This window comes from Micromonospora echinospora (assembly GCF_014203425.1).
GTDB classification, from domain to species: Bacteria; Actinomycetota; Actinomycetes; order Mycobacteriales; family Micromonosporaceae; genus Micromonospora; species Micromonospora echinospora_A.
This window is the reverse complement of the sequence record NZ_JACHJC010000001.1, coordinates 6,994,701-7,007,868: the sequence shown is the minus strand read 5'-3', so window position 1 is coordinate 7,007,868 and position 13,168 is coordinate 6,994,701. Positions and strand designations below refer to the sequence as shown.

Here is a 13,168-nt window from a genome sequence, read left to right as displayed (position 1 = left end):
ATCGTGCGACTTCACGTCGTGTTGAGGTCAAGCCTTGACCCAGAAAGCTAATGGCATTAGCTTGTTGGCTATGACGGTTAGCCAGGTGGCGCGGGACGGCGGCACTATCGCGTACGAGGTGCACGGGTCGGGTCCGCTCGTGGTGCTCGCGCACGGCATGGGGGAGAACCGGGCGGCCTTCCGTCACCTGACGCCCCGGCTCGTGGCGGCCGGCTACCGGGTCGCCACGGTCGACGTACGCGGGCACGGCGACTCCAGCCCGCACTGGCCCACGTACGCCCCGGAGCAGGTCGGCGGCGATCTGCTCGCCGTGGTGCGGGCACTCGGCGGTGGCCCCGCCACCCTGGTCGGCAGCTCGTCCAGCGGCGCGGCAGTGGTCTTCGCCGCGGCCGAGGCGCCGGAACTGGTCAGCGGCATCGTGCAGGTAAGCCCGTTCGTCGGCACGCCGAAGCCGAACCCGCTGATGCGGGCCGCGCAAGCCGCCGTGCTGCGCAGCCCTCGGCTGTTTGGGCTGTTCCACCGCACGCTGTTCCCCTGCGGGCGCCCGGTGGACGACGCCGCGTACCGCAAGGAACTGGTCGCCAAGCTGCGCGGCCGGATGGACGCGGTGCGCGGCGTGGTCGCGCCGGCCGACCCGCACTGGACCGCACGGGCACCCGAGGTGCGCCGGCCGGTGCTCGTGCTGATGGGCACCAAGGACCCGGACTTCCCCGACCCGGGCGCCGAGGCACGGGCCGCGCGGCGACTGTTCGCCGTCGCCGAGGCGCGCATGGTCGCCGACTCCGGTCACTACCCGCACGCCGACCAGCCCGACGCCACCGCCGCCGACCTGGTCGAGTTCCTGGCGGTGACCGCGCATGCCTAGGGCCGGCCTGACCCCGGCCACAGTCGTGCGGGAGGCCGCCGTGCTCGCCGACGAGGCCGGCTACGAGAAGCTGACCCTGGCGGCGCTCGCCGCGCGACTCGGCGTCGCGTTGCCCAGCCTCTACAAGCACGTACGGGGCGTGGACGCGCTGCACCAGCAGCTCGCCGTGCTCGCCACCGCCGAGATCGCCGAGGTGCTGACCGCCGCCGCCGCGGGCCGGGCCGGCAGCGACGCGTTGCGCGCCGTCGCCACCGCCTACCGGGCGTACGCGCGGCAGCACCCCGGCCGCTACCCGGCCGCCCAGCGGGCACCCGACCCCGCCGACGCCGACCACCTCGCCGCCGGTGAGCGCGCGGTCGGCGCCGTCCGGGCGATCCTGCTCGGGTACGGCCTGGACGGCGACGACGCGATCGACGCCATCCGGATGTTCCGGGCCGCCGTGCACGGCTTCGTCGCTCTGGAGGCGGCCGGCGGATTCGGGTTGCCCCGCGACACCGACCGCTCCTTCGACCAGCTCATCGCGGGCCTGGACCGCGCCTACCGTTCCTGGGGGGACCGATGACCGCGCCACTGCTGATCGCTGTGGTGTGGGGGCTGTTCTGCTCACCCCGCGCCACCGTGACGCTGCCCGACCCGGCCAAGCTCGCCGTCCAGGCCGCCTGCTTCCTCACCGGCGGCGTGCTGCTCGCAGTGGCCGGCCACGCCGTCCCAGCTGTGGCACTGGTGGCCCTCTGGACAGCCGACAAGGCCGCGCTGACGCTGACCGGCACCCCGATCTGAGAGATCCTGGACGACGTCCGTCCCACGGCCTCCGACGCGGCGGAACAACGGCGGGACTCTTTCCCGGAACGCCCGATTGGTCGTACCCTTCGCCGGTGACCGACGGCGACGAGCAGCCTCCCGGCCGGACGACGGACGGCGACGAGTCTCGTACCGACAGCACCACCCCGGGCGGCGCCCCCGTCGCCGACGCGAGCCCGACGCCGGCGGAGTCGATCGACGGGGCCGACAACGCGCCCGACGTCCCCGCCCCGGTCGCGGACACGAGTCCACCGCCGCACCCCGTCGCGGCCTCGGTCGCGGACACGAACCCGCCGCCGCACCCCGTCACGGCATCCGCGCCGTACCCCGTACCCCTGGCGCACGTCGGCGAGCAGACGCGGACGGTGCGGAAACGGCGGCGCTGGCCCCTCTGGACCGCGCTCGGCCTGGTGCTCGGTCTGGTGGCGGGCGCGGTACCCGGCGTACTCCTGCGGGAGCTGTCACCGGACGCGGCCGGGCGGTCGGCCGCGGGCCGGGACGACCCGGGCACTGCGGCGCAGCGGCGGCTCGGCGAGCGGATGCTCGCGCTGCTGGACCGGCAGGCCGCCGCGCTCGTCGGCGCGGACCGGGCCGGCTTCCTCGCGATCGCCGATCCGGCGGCGCGGCCCGCCCTGAGCGGGCGGTACGCGGCGCTGCGGGCGCTGCGGGTCACGGTGTGGCGGCCGGCGGCCGACGAGGTTCCGGCGGCGGCCGACGGGCGGCCCGGGGAGTGGCGGCAGACGATCACCGTGGGCTACTGCTTCGTGGTGCCGGACTGCGCGCCGAGCACAGTGGAGCTGGACGCACGCTGGCGGCTGGTGGGGGAGGAGCCCCGGCTGACCGCGCTGGAACCGTCCGGCGCGGATCCGGCCGGCGTGCGGCCGTGGCAGGCGAACGACCTGGCCGTGACGGTCGGGAAGCGGGTGGTGGTGGCCACCACGCCCGCCCAGCGGAGCAAGCTGCCCGGCCTGCTCGCCCAGGCCGAGACGGCCGCCCGGGTCGCGGACCGGTACGCGGTCGGCGACGCGCGGCCGGACCGGTATCTCGTCTACTACGCCGGGAAGGCCGAGTGGCGGCGCTGGTACGGCGGCGGCCGGCCGAAGTGGACCGCCGGGTACGCGGTCGGCGTCGGCGGTGGACGCCACGACGTCGTCCTCAACGCCCAGACCGTCACCCCGGACGGCGTCGACGACCTGCTGCGGCACGAACTCACCCACGCCGCCTCGCTGCCCGACCGGGGGTACGCCGACCGCGCGGACTGGTGGCTGGTGGAAGGGCTGGCCGAGTACGCCGGGGCCGACGGCCAGCCGGTCCACCGCTACGAGGGCCTGGCCGAGATGCGGGAGCTGCTGCGCGGCGGCTGGTCCGGGCGGCTGGAGGCGGTGGCGCCGGAGGCGGACGCGAGCGACAGCCGGGTGGGCGGCGCCTACGGCGTCGGTTACCTGGCCGTGCGGCACCTGGTCGACCGCTACGGCGAGCAGCGGATGCTCGACTTCTACCGGGCCGTGGTGCACGAGCGGAAGCCACCGGCGCAGGCCGCCGACGAGGTGCTCGGCGACCCGTGGTCGATGCTGCACGACGAGTGCGTCGCCTACGTGCGGGCCGTCGTCGGCTGATACGTCGACGGCTGTCGACGGGGTCGTAGCATGGGCCGGGTGGCCCGCACTCCCTCGCCGCGGCTGCCCGCGGCCCGCCGCCCCCGTCTCGTCACCGCGCTTCTCGCCGTCGTCGCGCTGACCGGCGCCACCGCCGCCTCCTGCGGTGACGACGCACCGGCGGTGACGGTCGCCGAGGTCGGCCGCGCGCCGGTGAGCGAGGTGATCGACGCGCCGGCCACTGTGACCGCGCGGGCCGCGGCCACCCTCACCGCCCCCGCCGACGGCACGCTCGCCAGCCTGCGTGTCCAGCCCGGCGCGCGGGTCGCCCGGGGACAGGTGCTCGCGGTGATCGACTCGCCGTCCGCCCGGGAGCGCCTGGCGCAGGCACGGGAGGCGCTGCGCGCGGCGAAGCGGGCCGGCCGGGGCGCCGGCACGGGCGACCTGGGCGGCAGCCGGCGGGGCACCGACCGGGCCGCCGACGAGGCGTTCGCCGCCGCCCGCGCCGCCGCCGGCAAGGTCGGCGACCCGCAGGTACGCGCCGCGCTGCTGCTCCAGGTCCAGTCGGCGCAGCGGCAGTACGAGTCGGCCGCCCGCGCCGCCGACCGGGCGGTCGCCCAGGTGCAGCGCGGGGTCGCCGGCCTGAACAGCGCCGTCGGCGCGCTCTCGGCCGCGCAGCGACTCCAGGCCCAGCAGGCGTACGACCTGGCGAAGGCGACTGTGGACGCGTTGACGTTGCGCGCCCCGATCGCCGGTGTGGTGCAGCCGGGCGGCACCCGATCGGCGGCGCCGGCCGACCTGGCCGGGCTGCTCGGGGCGGCCGGTGGCGCGGCGGTGCCCGGTCTCGACCCGTCGGCGCTCGGTGCGGGTGGGCAGGGCGGACCGCCGCCCGGGGTGGACGACGCGATCCCGGCCGGTGGCCGGGTCACCGCCGGCACACCGGTGCTCACAGTGGTGGACACCGGCCGGCTCGGCCTGCTCGCCGAGGTGGACGAGACCGACGTGCTGCTGGTCCGGGCGGGGGTGCCCGCGACGGTCGAGCTGGACGCGGTGACCGGCGCGACGTACGACGCCACTGTGCGGTCTGTCGACGTGCTGCCGAGCAGTTCGGCGCGGGGTGGCGTCACCTACCGGGTCCGGCTCGACCTGGGCGCCGGTCGCCTGGGTGAGGCCGAGGCCGCCCCGGCGCCCCGCCCGGCATGAACGCGGTGGTACGGCTGCGGGTGCGGGAGGCCGCCGACGCGGTGGCGGTGCCGGCGTCAGCGGTCTTCTCCGCCGACGGGCGGGACGCGGTCTGGGTGCTGCGGGACGGCCGGGCCGACCGGGTGCCGGTGACGGTGGGCGTGCAGGGGCAGGACCTGGTGCAGATCGTCGACGGCGTACGGGCCGGCGACCGGGTGGTGGTACGCGGCGCCGACCAGGTGCGCGACGGCCAGGAACTGCGGTGACGGCCCCGGCGGTCGAGGCCGTCGACGTCTGGCGCACGTACGAGCTGGACGGCGTCTCGGTGTCCGCGTTGCGCGGGGTGTCACTCACCATCGACCAGGGCGAGTACGTGGCGGTGATCGGGCCGTCCGGCTCGGGCAAGTCGACGCTCATGCACCTGCTCGGCGGGCTGGACCGGCCCAGCGGCGGCCGGCTGGTGATCGGCGGCCGGGACGTCACCACGCTCACCGCTCCGGAACTGGCGACACTGCGCAACGAGACGATCGGTTTCGTGTTCCAGGCGTTCCACCTGCTGGCCCGTACGTCGGCTGTGGACAACGTCGCGTTGCCGCTGGTCTACCGGGGCGTCGGGGCGCGGCAGCGGCGGGAGCGGGCGGCGGCGATGCTGGGCCGGGTGGGCCTCGGTCACCGGCTGCACCATCGGCCCAATCAGCTCTCCGGTGGTGAACAGCAGCGGGTGGCGATCGCCCGGGCGCTTGTGACCGAACCGGCGGTGCTGCTCGCCGACGAGCCGACCGGCAACCTGGACAGCGCCACCGGCGAGGCGGTGCTGGAGCTGCTGGAACAGCTGAACGCCGAGTCCGGGGTGGCGCTGGTGATGGTGACCCACGACCAGGAGGTGGCCGCCCGGGCGCGTCGGCGGATCGCGGTGCGGGACGGCCTGATCCGCTCCGACAGCGCTCATGATCGACCGCCGTCGGAGGGTTCCGGCGCACCTGCGACACTGGACCCCGCTCCCAGCGCGGAGCCCCGGTCCGCGTCCGGAAGCGGCCCGGGGCACCCGCCCGGTGGCTCCGGTGGCGCCGCCGGTGCCACCGGGCGCCTTCCGCGGGCCGGCGGGGACGCCGGATGAGGCTGGCCGAGGCGTGGCGGGTGGCGTGGGACGCGCTGCGGGCCAACCGGCTGCGCAGCGTGCTGACCATGCTCGGGGTGATCATCGGGGTGGCCTCGGTGGTGATCCTGGTGGCCATCGGCACCGGCACCAAACAGCAGGTCGAGCAGCAGGTCGAAGGGCTCGGCTCCAACCTGCTGCTGGTGGTGCCGGGCCGGATCGAGGTGGGCAACGCGCCGGTGGTCTCGCCGCTGGACCTCAGCGACGCCGACGCCGTCTCCCGGGTGGTCGGCGACCCCGGACGGGTGGCGGTGACTGTGGCCTCCGGGGCGACCGCGCGGGCCGGCAACCGGTCCGACTTCACCACGGTGCAGGGCGTGCTGGAGACCACCCCGTCGGTGTTCACCAGGTCGCTGTCGCGGGGCCGCTACCTGACCGGGGCGGACGTGGACACCAGCCGCCGCGTGGCGGTGCTCGGCGACTCGGTGGCCCGGGCGCTCTTTCCCGACCGTGACCCGCTCGGCCAGCAGGTCACGCTGGCCGGGGTGCGGTTCCGGGTGATCGGCGTCTTCGCGCCGCTCGGGCAGAGCCTCGGCGTGGACCGGGACGACGAGGTGCACGTACCGGTGACGGCGGCGCAACGGCTGTGGGGCACCCAGCGCATCGACGGCATCGCGGTCAAGGCGCCGGACCGGGAGCGGATCGACGAACTCGGCGAGCGGATCGTCGCGGAGCTGTCCCGCCGGCACCCGGACACCGAGTTCAGCGCCGTCACCCAACGGCAGATCCTCGGCGTGCTCGGCGACATCCTGGGCGTGCTCACCGGCGTGCTGGCCGCCATCGCGGGCATCTCGCTGCTGGTGGGCGGCGTCGGCGTCTCCAACATCATGCTGGTCTCGGTACGCGAGCGGACCCGCGAGATCGGCCTGCGCAAGGCGGTCGGCGCCCGCCCCCGGGACATCGGCGTGCAGTTCCTGCTGGAGGCGGTGCTGCTCACCTCGGTCGGCGGCCTGACCGGGATGGCGCTGGGCGTGGGCACCGCCCTGCTCGTGGACGCGTTCTCCCCGATCCCGGCGGCGATCACCTGGTGGTCACTGGCGCTGGCGTTCGGCGTCTCCGCGGCGGTCGGCATCGTCTTCGGCGTGGTGCCGGCGCAGCGGGCGGGCCGGCTCGACCCGGTGGTGGCGCTGCGCGCCGAGTAGGCGGATCGGACGAGGCACCCGTCCGGGCGAAAAACCCCTGCTGGACATCGGGTGAACGGCTGCCCCGCCATGATCAAAGGGTGGAAGGGATCGCGCAGGTCACAGCCGTCCCGCTACCGTACTGGTTACACGCGCGTCGCTCGTCGAGGCGGGAGCACCTGCCCGGTGACACGCGCCGGGCACGGGAATGGGTCGGTGAGCCATGGCCGGGTCGCAGTCCGACGCACGGCTGTCGGATGTCAGGTTCCTGACCGTCGCCGAGGTGGCGACGGTCATGCGGGTCTCCAAGATGACGGTCTACCGTCTCGTGCACAGCGGTGAGCTGACCGCGGTACGGGTCGGCCGCTCGTTCCGGGTGCCCGAGCACGCCGTGCACGAATACCTCCGGGGCGCCTTCCAGGAGTCCGCCTGACCACTCGGCGGGCCGGTCCGCCGAGTGTGGCGAAAAGGGGCATCGACGGGGGCGCGTTGGTCCTGCTGACGCACTCCGGTTAGGCTGGACCACGACCGTGATCGCCCTCTGGTGTGCCCTGCCCACCACGCTGGTCCGGTCCGTTGTCCGCAAGCGGTCAAGGCACCACCGGCGGTGGTGTCTTCCGGTCCGCCCCGAACGTTGCATCGAAAGGCTGTCGTATGGGCTCGGTGGTCAAGAAGCGCCGCAAGCGCATGGCTAAGAAGAAGCACCGCAAGCTGCTGCGCAAGACCCGCGTCCAGCGTCGCCGTCTCGGCAAGTGACCGGGGCCGGGCACTGGCCCGGCTCCCGGCACCACTTGCCAACTGTCGACCCTCGGAGGCTCAGGTGATCAGGCCGTGGACGTCCCGGCTCGATCCTGCCTGCCGCGCAAGGCGCACGACATGACCCCCGGTGACACCTCCGGTGCCCCGGGGGTCGTCGTCGTCACCGGAGTCGGTCGCTGGCTCGGCGCGCACGTCGCCGCGCGGCTCGCCGCCGACCCGCGGATCGAGCGCGTCATCGGGGTCGATCCGGCCCCGCCCAACCCCGAGCTGGCCGATCTGCTCACCGACGTGGAACCGGTCCGTCTCGACCTGGACTCGCTCGGCGGCCTCCTGGTCGACCTCGACGTCGACGCCGTGGTGCACCTGGCGCTCGTCACCTCCCCCGATCCGCAGCACGGCGGCCGGTCGGGGATGAAGGAACAGAACGTCATCGGCACGATGCAGATGCTCGCCGCCGCGCAGCGCGCGCCCCGGCTGCGCAAGCTCGTGGTCCGCTCGTCCACCGCCGCGTACGGGGTGTCGTTCCGCGATCCGGCCGTCTTCACCGAGGAGACCGAGCCTCGCGAGGTGCCACGCGGCGGTTTCGGCCGCGACATACTCGACATCGAGGGGTACGTCCGCGGGTTCCGCCGCCGCCGGCCCGACGTCACCGCGACAGTGCTGCGCTTCGCGCCGTTCATCGGGTACGCCGCCGACACCACGCTCACCCGCTACTTCTCCCAGCCGGTGGTGCCCACCGTCTTCGGCCGTGACCCGCGCCTGCAGTTCGTGCACTTCGACGACGCGCTGGAGGTGCTGCACCGGTCCGTCGCCGAGGACCACCCGGGCACGTACAACGTCGCCGGGCCGGGCGTGCTGTCGCTGTCGCAGGCGATCCGCCGGGCGGGCCGGGTGGCGGTGCCGGTGCTGGAGCCGGGCCTGGCCGGGGTCGCCGCGATCGCCCGCAGCCTGGGCTTCGGCCGGTACGGCCTGGACCAGGTGGACCTGTTCGTGCACGGCCGGGTGGTGGACACCAGCCGGCTGGAGCGGGAGTTCGGCTTCACGCCCCGCTCGACCGCCGCCGCGTTCGACGACTTCATCCGAGCCCACCACGGCGGCGTGGTGGTGACCCGGGACCAGTTGGCCGCGGCCGAGCAGTTGGTGCTGGAGAGCATCCGGCAGGTCCGCTCGACCGTACGGGAGCGTTCGTGAGCAGCCCGGAGGAGCGGCGCGACGCGCGCTACGACGTACCGCTGGACGTGCCCGGACCGGGCGCGGAGCCGGCGCGGCGCAACGGACACCGCCGGGTGACCGCGCCGTCCGCCCGCCCGGCCGCGCCGGTGGACCCGGCCGACGAGCCGGACACCTCCGCCGACGAGCCCGGCACCGCTGCCGACCGGCCCGGCGCTCCGGCCGGGACGGTCGCCCCGAGCCCGGCGGCGCACCGCCCGACGGCCGAGAAGACCGTGGCCAAGAAGACGGTCGCGAAGAAGACGGTGGCGAAGAAGACCGTGGCGAAGAAGGCCGTCGCGAAGAAGGCAGTAGCTGATCCGGCGGCCGGGAGCGAACCGGCCGGTGACACGCCGCCCGGACCGGCGGTGGCCGACCGGCCGGGCGACCACTGGGACCGCAAGGTGGCCCAGGGCCTGGCGTTCCTGCGACGGCGGCTCGCCGGTGAGTACGAGGTCGACGAGTTCGGCTTCGACCCCGACCTGACCGACGCGGTGGTCCACCCGCTGGTGCGGCTGCTCTACCGGGACTGGTTCCGCACCGAGGTCAGCGGCATCGAGCACGTACCGGCCGAGGGCGCGGGCCTGGTCGTGGGCAACCACTCCGGCACCGTGGCGATCGACGCGCTGATCCTCTCCGCCGCGCTGCACGACCGGCACCCGGCGCGCCGCTACCTGCGGCTGCTCGGCGCCGACCTGGTCTTCCGGATGCCCGTCGTGTCCGAGATAGCCCGCAAGACCGGCGGCACCGTCGCGTGCAGCCCGGACGCGGAGCGGCTGCTCGGCAACGGGGAACTGGTGGGCGTGTTCCCGGAGGGCTTCAAGGGGGTCGGCAAGCTCTACACCGACCGTTACAAGCTCCAGCGCTTCGGCCGGGGCGGGTTCGTCTCCGCCGCGCTGCGCACCGGTACGCCGATCGTGCCGGTGGCCATCGTCGGCGGCGAGGAGATCTACCCGATGCTCGCCGACATCAAGCCGCTGGCCCGGCTGCTCAAACTGCCGTACTTCCCGGTCACGCCCACGTTCCCCTGGCTCGGGCCGCTGGGCATGGTGCCGCTGCCGAGCAAGTGGCTGATCGAGTTCTGCCCGCCGATCCCGACGGCGCACCTGCGTGACTCCGCGGACGACCCGCTGGTGGTGTTCAACCTCGCCGACCAGGTGCGGGAGACGATCCAGCAGACGTTGCACAAGCTGCTCGAACGCCGCCCCGACCCGTTCGGCCCCTGAGCGGTCAGGGCGGGCTCAGGCCTCGCGGTGCCGGCGCCGGTGCAGCGCCAGTCCGGCCGTGACCGCGCCGGCGAGCAGCCCGGCGGCGGCGGTGGAGGGCACGGCGATGCGTACGGCCCGTCGCCCGGTGCGGAAGTCGCGCACGTCCCAGCCCTGCTCACGGGCCTGCCGCAGCAGCGCCGGATCGGGGTTCACCGCCACCGCGCGGCCGACGGCGGAGAGCATCGGCAGGTCGTTGGCCGAGTCGCTGTAGGCGGCGCACCGGTCCAGGTCCAGCCCTTCCACGGCGGCGAGCTGGGTCACCGCCTCGGCCTTCGCCGGACCGTGCATCAGGTCACCGACCAGCCGTCCGGTGTACGCGCCGTCGACCACCTCGGCCACCGTGCCGATCGCGCCGGTCAGGCCGAGCCGGGCGGCGATCACCCGGCCGATCTCGACCGGGGCGGCGCTGACCAGCCAGACCCGCTCGCCCGCGTCGAGGTGACGCTGGGCGAGGCGGCGGGTGCCGGCCCAGATGCGCGGGGCCATCAGCTCGTCGAAGATCTCGTCGGCGAGGCGCTCGATGTCGTCCACCCGCCAGCCCTGGACGAAGGCGAGCGCGGCCTCCTTGGCCTGGGACATGTCGCCCGCGTGCTCGGTGGCGAGCAGCCGGAACCGGGCCTGCTGCCAGGCGAAGCGGGCCAGGTCGCCGGTGGTGAAGTACTTCCGGGCGGCCAGCCCACGGGCGAACCAGTAGATCGAGGCGCCCTGCATCATCGTGTTGTCGACGTCGAAGAAGGCGGCAGCCGTGGGGTCGGGCGGAACCGTGGTCGCGGGCGCCGACGGGGCCTCGGACCAGCCCGCGGTGTGCCCGTGCGCGTCGGTGCTGACGGTCACCTTCCGGGTGCCGGCCACGGCGACCTCCCTGCCTCGACGACCGCGTACGCCCTCCGCGCCGAGCGTATCCGGCAGGGTGTGACGGGCGGGTGTCCGCCGGGAGAAGTGTGGCGCGGTCGGCGTCCGCGCTCAGCGGTCGGCCGGGCAGGCGGCCGGGGCGGGCCCGAGCGCGTCGCTGGCCTGCGGCGCGGGCAGCCCGCAGGCGATCGCCTCGCGCAGCGCGTCGGCGCGTTTGCCGGCCGCGTCGAGCAGCGCCAGTGAGCGGCGGGTGCGTTCCCGGTCGGCGTGGTCGGGCCGGTCCAGCAGGCCGCTGACCACCCGGCGCTGGCCGGCGAGGAACGTGTCCACCGCGTCCAGCGCCGCCGGGTCGGAGCGCTGCGCGGCGACAGTGGTCAGCAGGCGTACGCCCTGACGGGTGTCCGCGTCCATGTCGTCCAGGACGGCGCTGAAGCCGAGCTGGTCGCCGTGCACCGAGGCGGCCTCGTCGAGCCGGGTGCGGGCGAAGTCGAGGAAGAGCTGCCCGCGGCTGATGTCCGAGCTGGCGAGCGCGAGCTGGGCGCGCTCGGTGGAGCGCTTCATTCCGTACAGGGCGTCGCCGGGCAGCGCGTTCTCGCTGGCGGCGGAGATCCCGGAGAGGGCGATCGCGCCGGCGGCCACGCCGACCAGGATCGCGCCCCGGGCCCGCGCCCGGCGTCCGGTGATCGCCGGCAGCAGCGCGCCGCGTACTCCTGTGGTGGCGGGCTTGGCCGGAGTGCCGATGCCCTCGCGTTCGGCGGTGGCCACGAGCATCGCCCGCAGTCCGGTGCGGAACTCGGCGCGCGGCTCGACGTCGGGCCCCTCTGCGGTGAGCCGGCGGCTCACCTCGACGAGCGCGGTGAGTTCACCGTCCGCCTTGGACCGGACGTGGTGCCGGCGTCCGCCGTTGGCCTCGTCGAGGAGTTGCGCGAAGCGCTCGGCCCGCCGACGGGAGAAGAGGTCGCTGTCCACCGCGGCACCCCCTCTCGCTGGTCACGGCCGGGCGGCCGTCGTCGTCACCAGCGACCGGTGGCAGCGTGAGGCGCAGAGTCGACCGGGACGGCCGACCTGACCCGCCGGACCGGGTGGCCCGGGGGACGCCGGGACAACCACTGGTCGCACCCGGAGAAACGGACCGCGCCGGTCGCCGGTTACGGCCGGGGCGGCGGCGAAATCACCAAGAGTGATCGGCCCGCGTGGCGCGTCGGGCACGCGACAGCGCCCGGCGACAGCGCCGGTGGGAGGACTGATGTGGGGCTGCCGCTCAGGAGTGGAAGCCGTCGGGCAGCAGCCGGGCCAGGGCCCGTACCGCCCGGTACTGGAGAGCCTTGATGGCGCCCTCGTTCTTGCCCATGGCCCGGGCCGTCTCGGCCACCGAGAAACCCTGCAGGAACCGCAGCACTATGCACTCCTGCTGCTCCGGGTTGAGCTGCTTGACGGCGGTGAGCAGGGCGACGTTGGTGATGTGTTCCACCACCGCGGCCTCCGGGCTGCCCTCCGGCCCGCGGTCCTCCCGGTCGGCGTCGAGGACGTCGCCGGTGGTCACCTCCAGCCGGTAGCGCCCCGACTTGAAGTGGTCGGCGACCAGGTTGCGGGCGATGGTGACCAGCCAGGCGCCGAGGTCGCGGCCCTGCCAGGTGAAGCTGCCGATCCGCTTGAGCGCGCGCAGGAACGTGTCGGAGGTGAGGTCCTCGGCGAGCTGGCGGTTGCCGACCCGGAAGTAGACGAACCGGAACACCGTGTCGACGTACCTGTCGTAGATCAGCCCGAACGCCTCGGACTCGCCTGCCTGCGCGCGTTCGACGAGCGTCCACACCTCGGTGGCCGGGTCGGACGGGTCGGGGCGGCTGGGGAAGCCGGTGGCGGGCGTGGCGGCCGGCACGGCGGGCAGGACGGCGGTGTCGCCGGTGGTCACCGCCGGCAGGATCGCGGTCTCCGCGGCGGAGGGCTCGGCGCCGGTTGCCGCGTCACCGCGCCGGGCCTGGGCCGGCATGGTGGGGCGGGCCGGGCTGCCGAGTCGCCCGGCCGCGGGCTTCGCGTTGCCGCCGGGCGTCGCGGGGCGTGCCGGCGCCTCGTTCGTGTGGTGCGCGCGGCTGCGTACGCGCCGCCCCTCGCCGCGTACCGCGATCTGGCCGTCGGTGCCCCGGGGAGGTGGATCGGCGCGCTCGTTGAGCGGGTTGCGCTGGGTCGGGCCGGTGACGCCGGCCGGCCGTTCGGCGTAACCGAAGGTGGTCACCGCGCCTCCCCGGTCCGAATCGGAAGCGACCGCGCCGGGCGCCACTGTGGCGCCGGGGGACCGGGTGGAACCCGGCCGGGCGCGGCCGGGTCGGGACGTGCCGACGGGCGGCAGATCCCCTTGAGGT

At 74.9% G+C, this 13,168-nt stretch carries 13 protein-coding genes and 1 pseudogene; 11 read left to right on the top strand and 3 right to left on the bottom strand.

Annotated features, from left to right (window positions below; translation table 11 throughout):
• The first annotated feature begins 70 nt into the window (after positions 1–70).
• From FHU28_RS31645 to FHU28_RS31595, 11 genes and pseudogenes are all read left to right on the top strand, one after another.
• On the top strand, positions 71–865 hold the full coding sequence (locus FHU28_RS31645; protein ID WP_184688824.1) for an alpha/beta fold hydrolase: 795 nt from the start codon (positions 71–73) through the stop codon (positions 863–865).
• A complete protein-coding gene (locus tag FHU28_RS31640) occupies positions 858–1,427 on the top strand; it encodes a TetR/AcrR family transcriptional regulator (protein ID WP_184688822.1) in 570 nt (189 codons plus the stop codon). Before FHU28_RS31645 ends, FHU28_RS31640 begins: the two co-directional genes overlap by 8 nt.
• Positions 1,424–1,645: a YrdB family protein gene (locus tag FHU28_RS31635; RefSeq protein WP_260413218.1), complete on the top strand. Its 222-nt coding sequence runs from the start codon at positions 1,424–1,426 to the stop codon at positions 1,643–1,645. The genes FHU28_RS31640 and FHU28_RS31635 overlap by 4 nt, the downstream gene beginning before the upstream one ends.
• 95 nt (positions 1,646–1,740) lie before the next feature.
• Positions 1,741–3,282 carry a hypothetical protein gene (locus tag FHU28_RS31630; protein WP_184688820.1) on the top strand — a complete coding sequence of 514 codons (1,542 nt, stop codon included), beginning with the start codon at positions 1,741–1,743 and terminating at the stop codon, positions 3,280–3,282.
• Between the two features lie 30 nt (positions 3,283–3,312).
• Positions 3,313–4,709: pseudogene (locus FHU28_RS31625) on the top strand (efflux RND transporter periplasmic adaptor subunit).
• Positions 4,706–5,560, top strand: coding sequence for an ABC transporter ATP-binding protein (locus FHU28_RS31620; protein ID WP_184688818.1), 855 nt, complete (start codon positions 4,706–4,708; stop codon positions 5,558–5,560). The pseudogene FHU28_RS31625 and the gene FHU28_RS31620 overlap by 4 nt, the downstream one beginning before the upstream one ends.
• Entirely contained in the window at positions 5,557–6,741 is a 1,185-nt protein-coding gene (locus tag FHU28_RS31615) for an ABC transporter permease (protein ID WP_043328082.1), read from the top strand. The genes FHU28_RS31620 and FHU28_RS31615 overlap by 4 nt, the downstream gene beginning before the upstream one ends.
• Positions 6,742–6,943: 202 nt before the next feature.
• Positions 6,944–7,153 (top strand): helix-turn-helix domain-containing protein, encoded by a 210-nt coding sequence (locus FHU28_RS31610; RefSeq protein WP_013288759.1) that lies wholly within the window; start codon positions 6,944–6,946, stop codon positions 7,151–7,153.
• Between the two features lie 221 nt (positions 7,154–7,374).
• Positions 7,375–7,476 carry a 30S ribosomal protein bS22 gene (locus tag FHU28_RS31605; protein WP_007465623.1) on the top strand — a complete coding sequence of 34 codons (102 nt, stop codon included), beginning with the start codon at positions 7,375–7,377 and terminating at the stop codon, positions 7,474–7,476.
• A 120-nt stretch (positions 7,477–7,596) separates the two neighbouring features.
• Positions 7,597–8,670, top strand: a complete 1,074-nt coding sequence (locus tag FHU28_RS31600) for an NAD-dependent epimerase/dehydratase family protein (protein WP_184690076.1) — start codon at positions 7,597–7,599, stop codon at positions 8,668–8,670.
• 386 nt (positions 8,671–9,056) lie between these two features.
• The gene (locus FHU28_RS31595) at positions 9,057–9,914 is read left to right on the top strand and encodes a lysophospholipid acyltransferase family protein (protein WP_184690075.1); all 858 of its coding nucleotides are present in this window, start codon (positions 9,057–9,059) and stop codon (positions 9,912–9,914) included.
• 15 nt (positions 9,915–9,929) lie between these two features.
• Here the strand turns inward: FHU28_RS31595 and FHU28_RS31590 are convergent, their stop codons facing one another.
• From FHU28_RS31590 to FHU28_RS31580, 3 genes are all read right to left on the bottom strand, one after another.
• On the bottom strand, positions 9,930–10,808 hold the full coding sequence (locus FHU28_RS31590; protein ID WP_184688816.1) for an HAD family hydrolase: 879 nt from the start codon (positions 10,806–10,808) through the stop codon (positions 9,930–9,932).
• 111 nt (positions 10,809–10,919) lie between these two features.
• Positions 10,920–11,777 carry a DUF5667 domain-containing protein gene (locus tag FHU28_RS31585; RefSeq protein ID WP_184688814.1) on the bottom strand — a complete coding sequence of 286 codons (858 nt, stop codon included), beginning with the start codon at positions 11,775–11,777 and terminating at the stop codon, positions 10,920–10,922.
• Positions 11,778–12,069: 292 nt separating this feature from the next.
• Positions 12,070–13,041 (bottom strand): ECF subfamily RNA polymerase sigma factor, BldN family, encoded by a 972-nt coding sequence (locus FHU28_RS31580; RefSeq protein ID WP_184688812.1) that lies wholly within the window; start codon positions 13,039–13,041, stop codon positions 12,070–12,072.
• Positions 13,042–13,168: the final 127 nt, after the last annotated feature.

Excerpts from the sequence above, each read along its gene's own strand:
- FHU28_RS31640 (WP_184688822.1), top strand. The coding sequence starts at position 858 with ATGCCTAGGGCCGGCCTGACCCCGGCCACAGTCGTGCGGGAGGCCGCC.
- FHU28_RS31645 (WP_184688824.1), top strand. The coding sequence starts at position 71 with ATGACGGTTAGCCAGGTGGCGCGGGACGGCGGCACTATCGCGTACGAG.
- FHU28_RS31605 (WP_007465623.1), top strand. The coding sequence starts at position 7,375 with ATGGGCTCGGTGGTCAAGAAGCGCCGCAAGCGCATGGCTAAGAAGAAG.
- FHU28_RS31615 (WP_043328082.1), top strand. The coding sequence starts at position 5,557 with ATGAGGCTGGCCGAGGCGTGGCGGGTGGCGTGGGACGCGCTGCGGGCC.
- FHU28_RS31610 (WP_013288759.1), top strand. The coding sequence starts at position 6,944 with ATGGCCGGGTCGCAGTCCGACGCACGGCTGTCGGATGTCAGGTTCCTG.
- FHU28_RS31600 (WP_184690076.1), top strand. The coding sequence starts at position 7,597 with ATGACCCCCGGTGACACCTCCGGTGCCCCGGGGGTCGTCGTCGTCACC.
- FHU28_RS31635 (WP_260413218.1), top strand. The coding sequence starts at position 1,424 with ATGACCGCGCCACTGCTGATCGCTGTGGTGTGGGGGCTGTTCTGCTCA.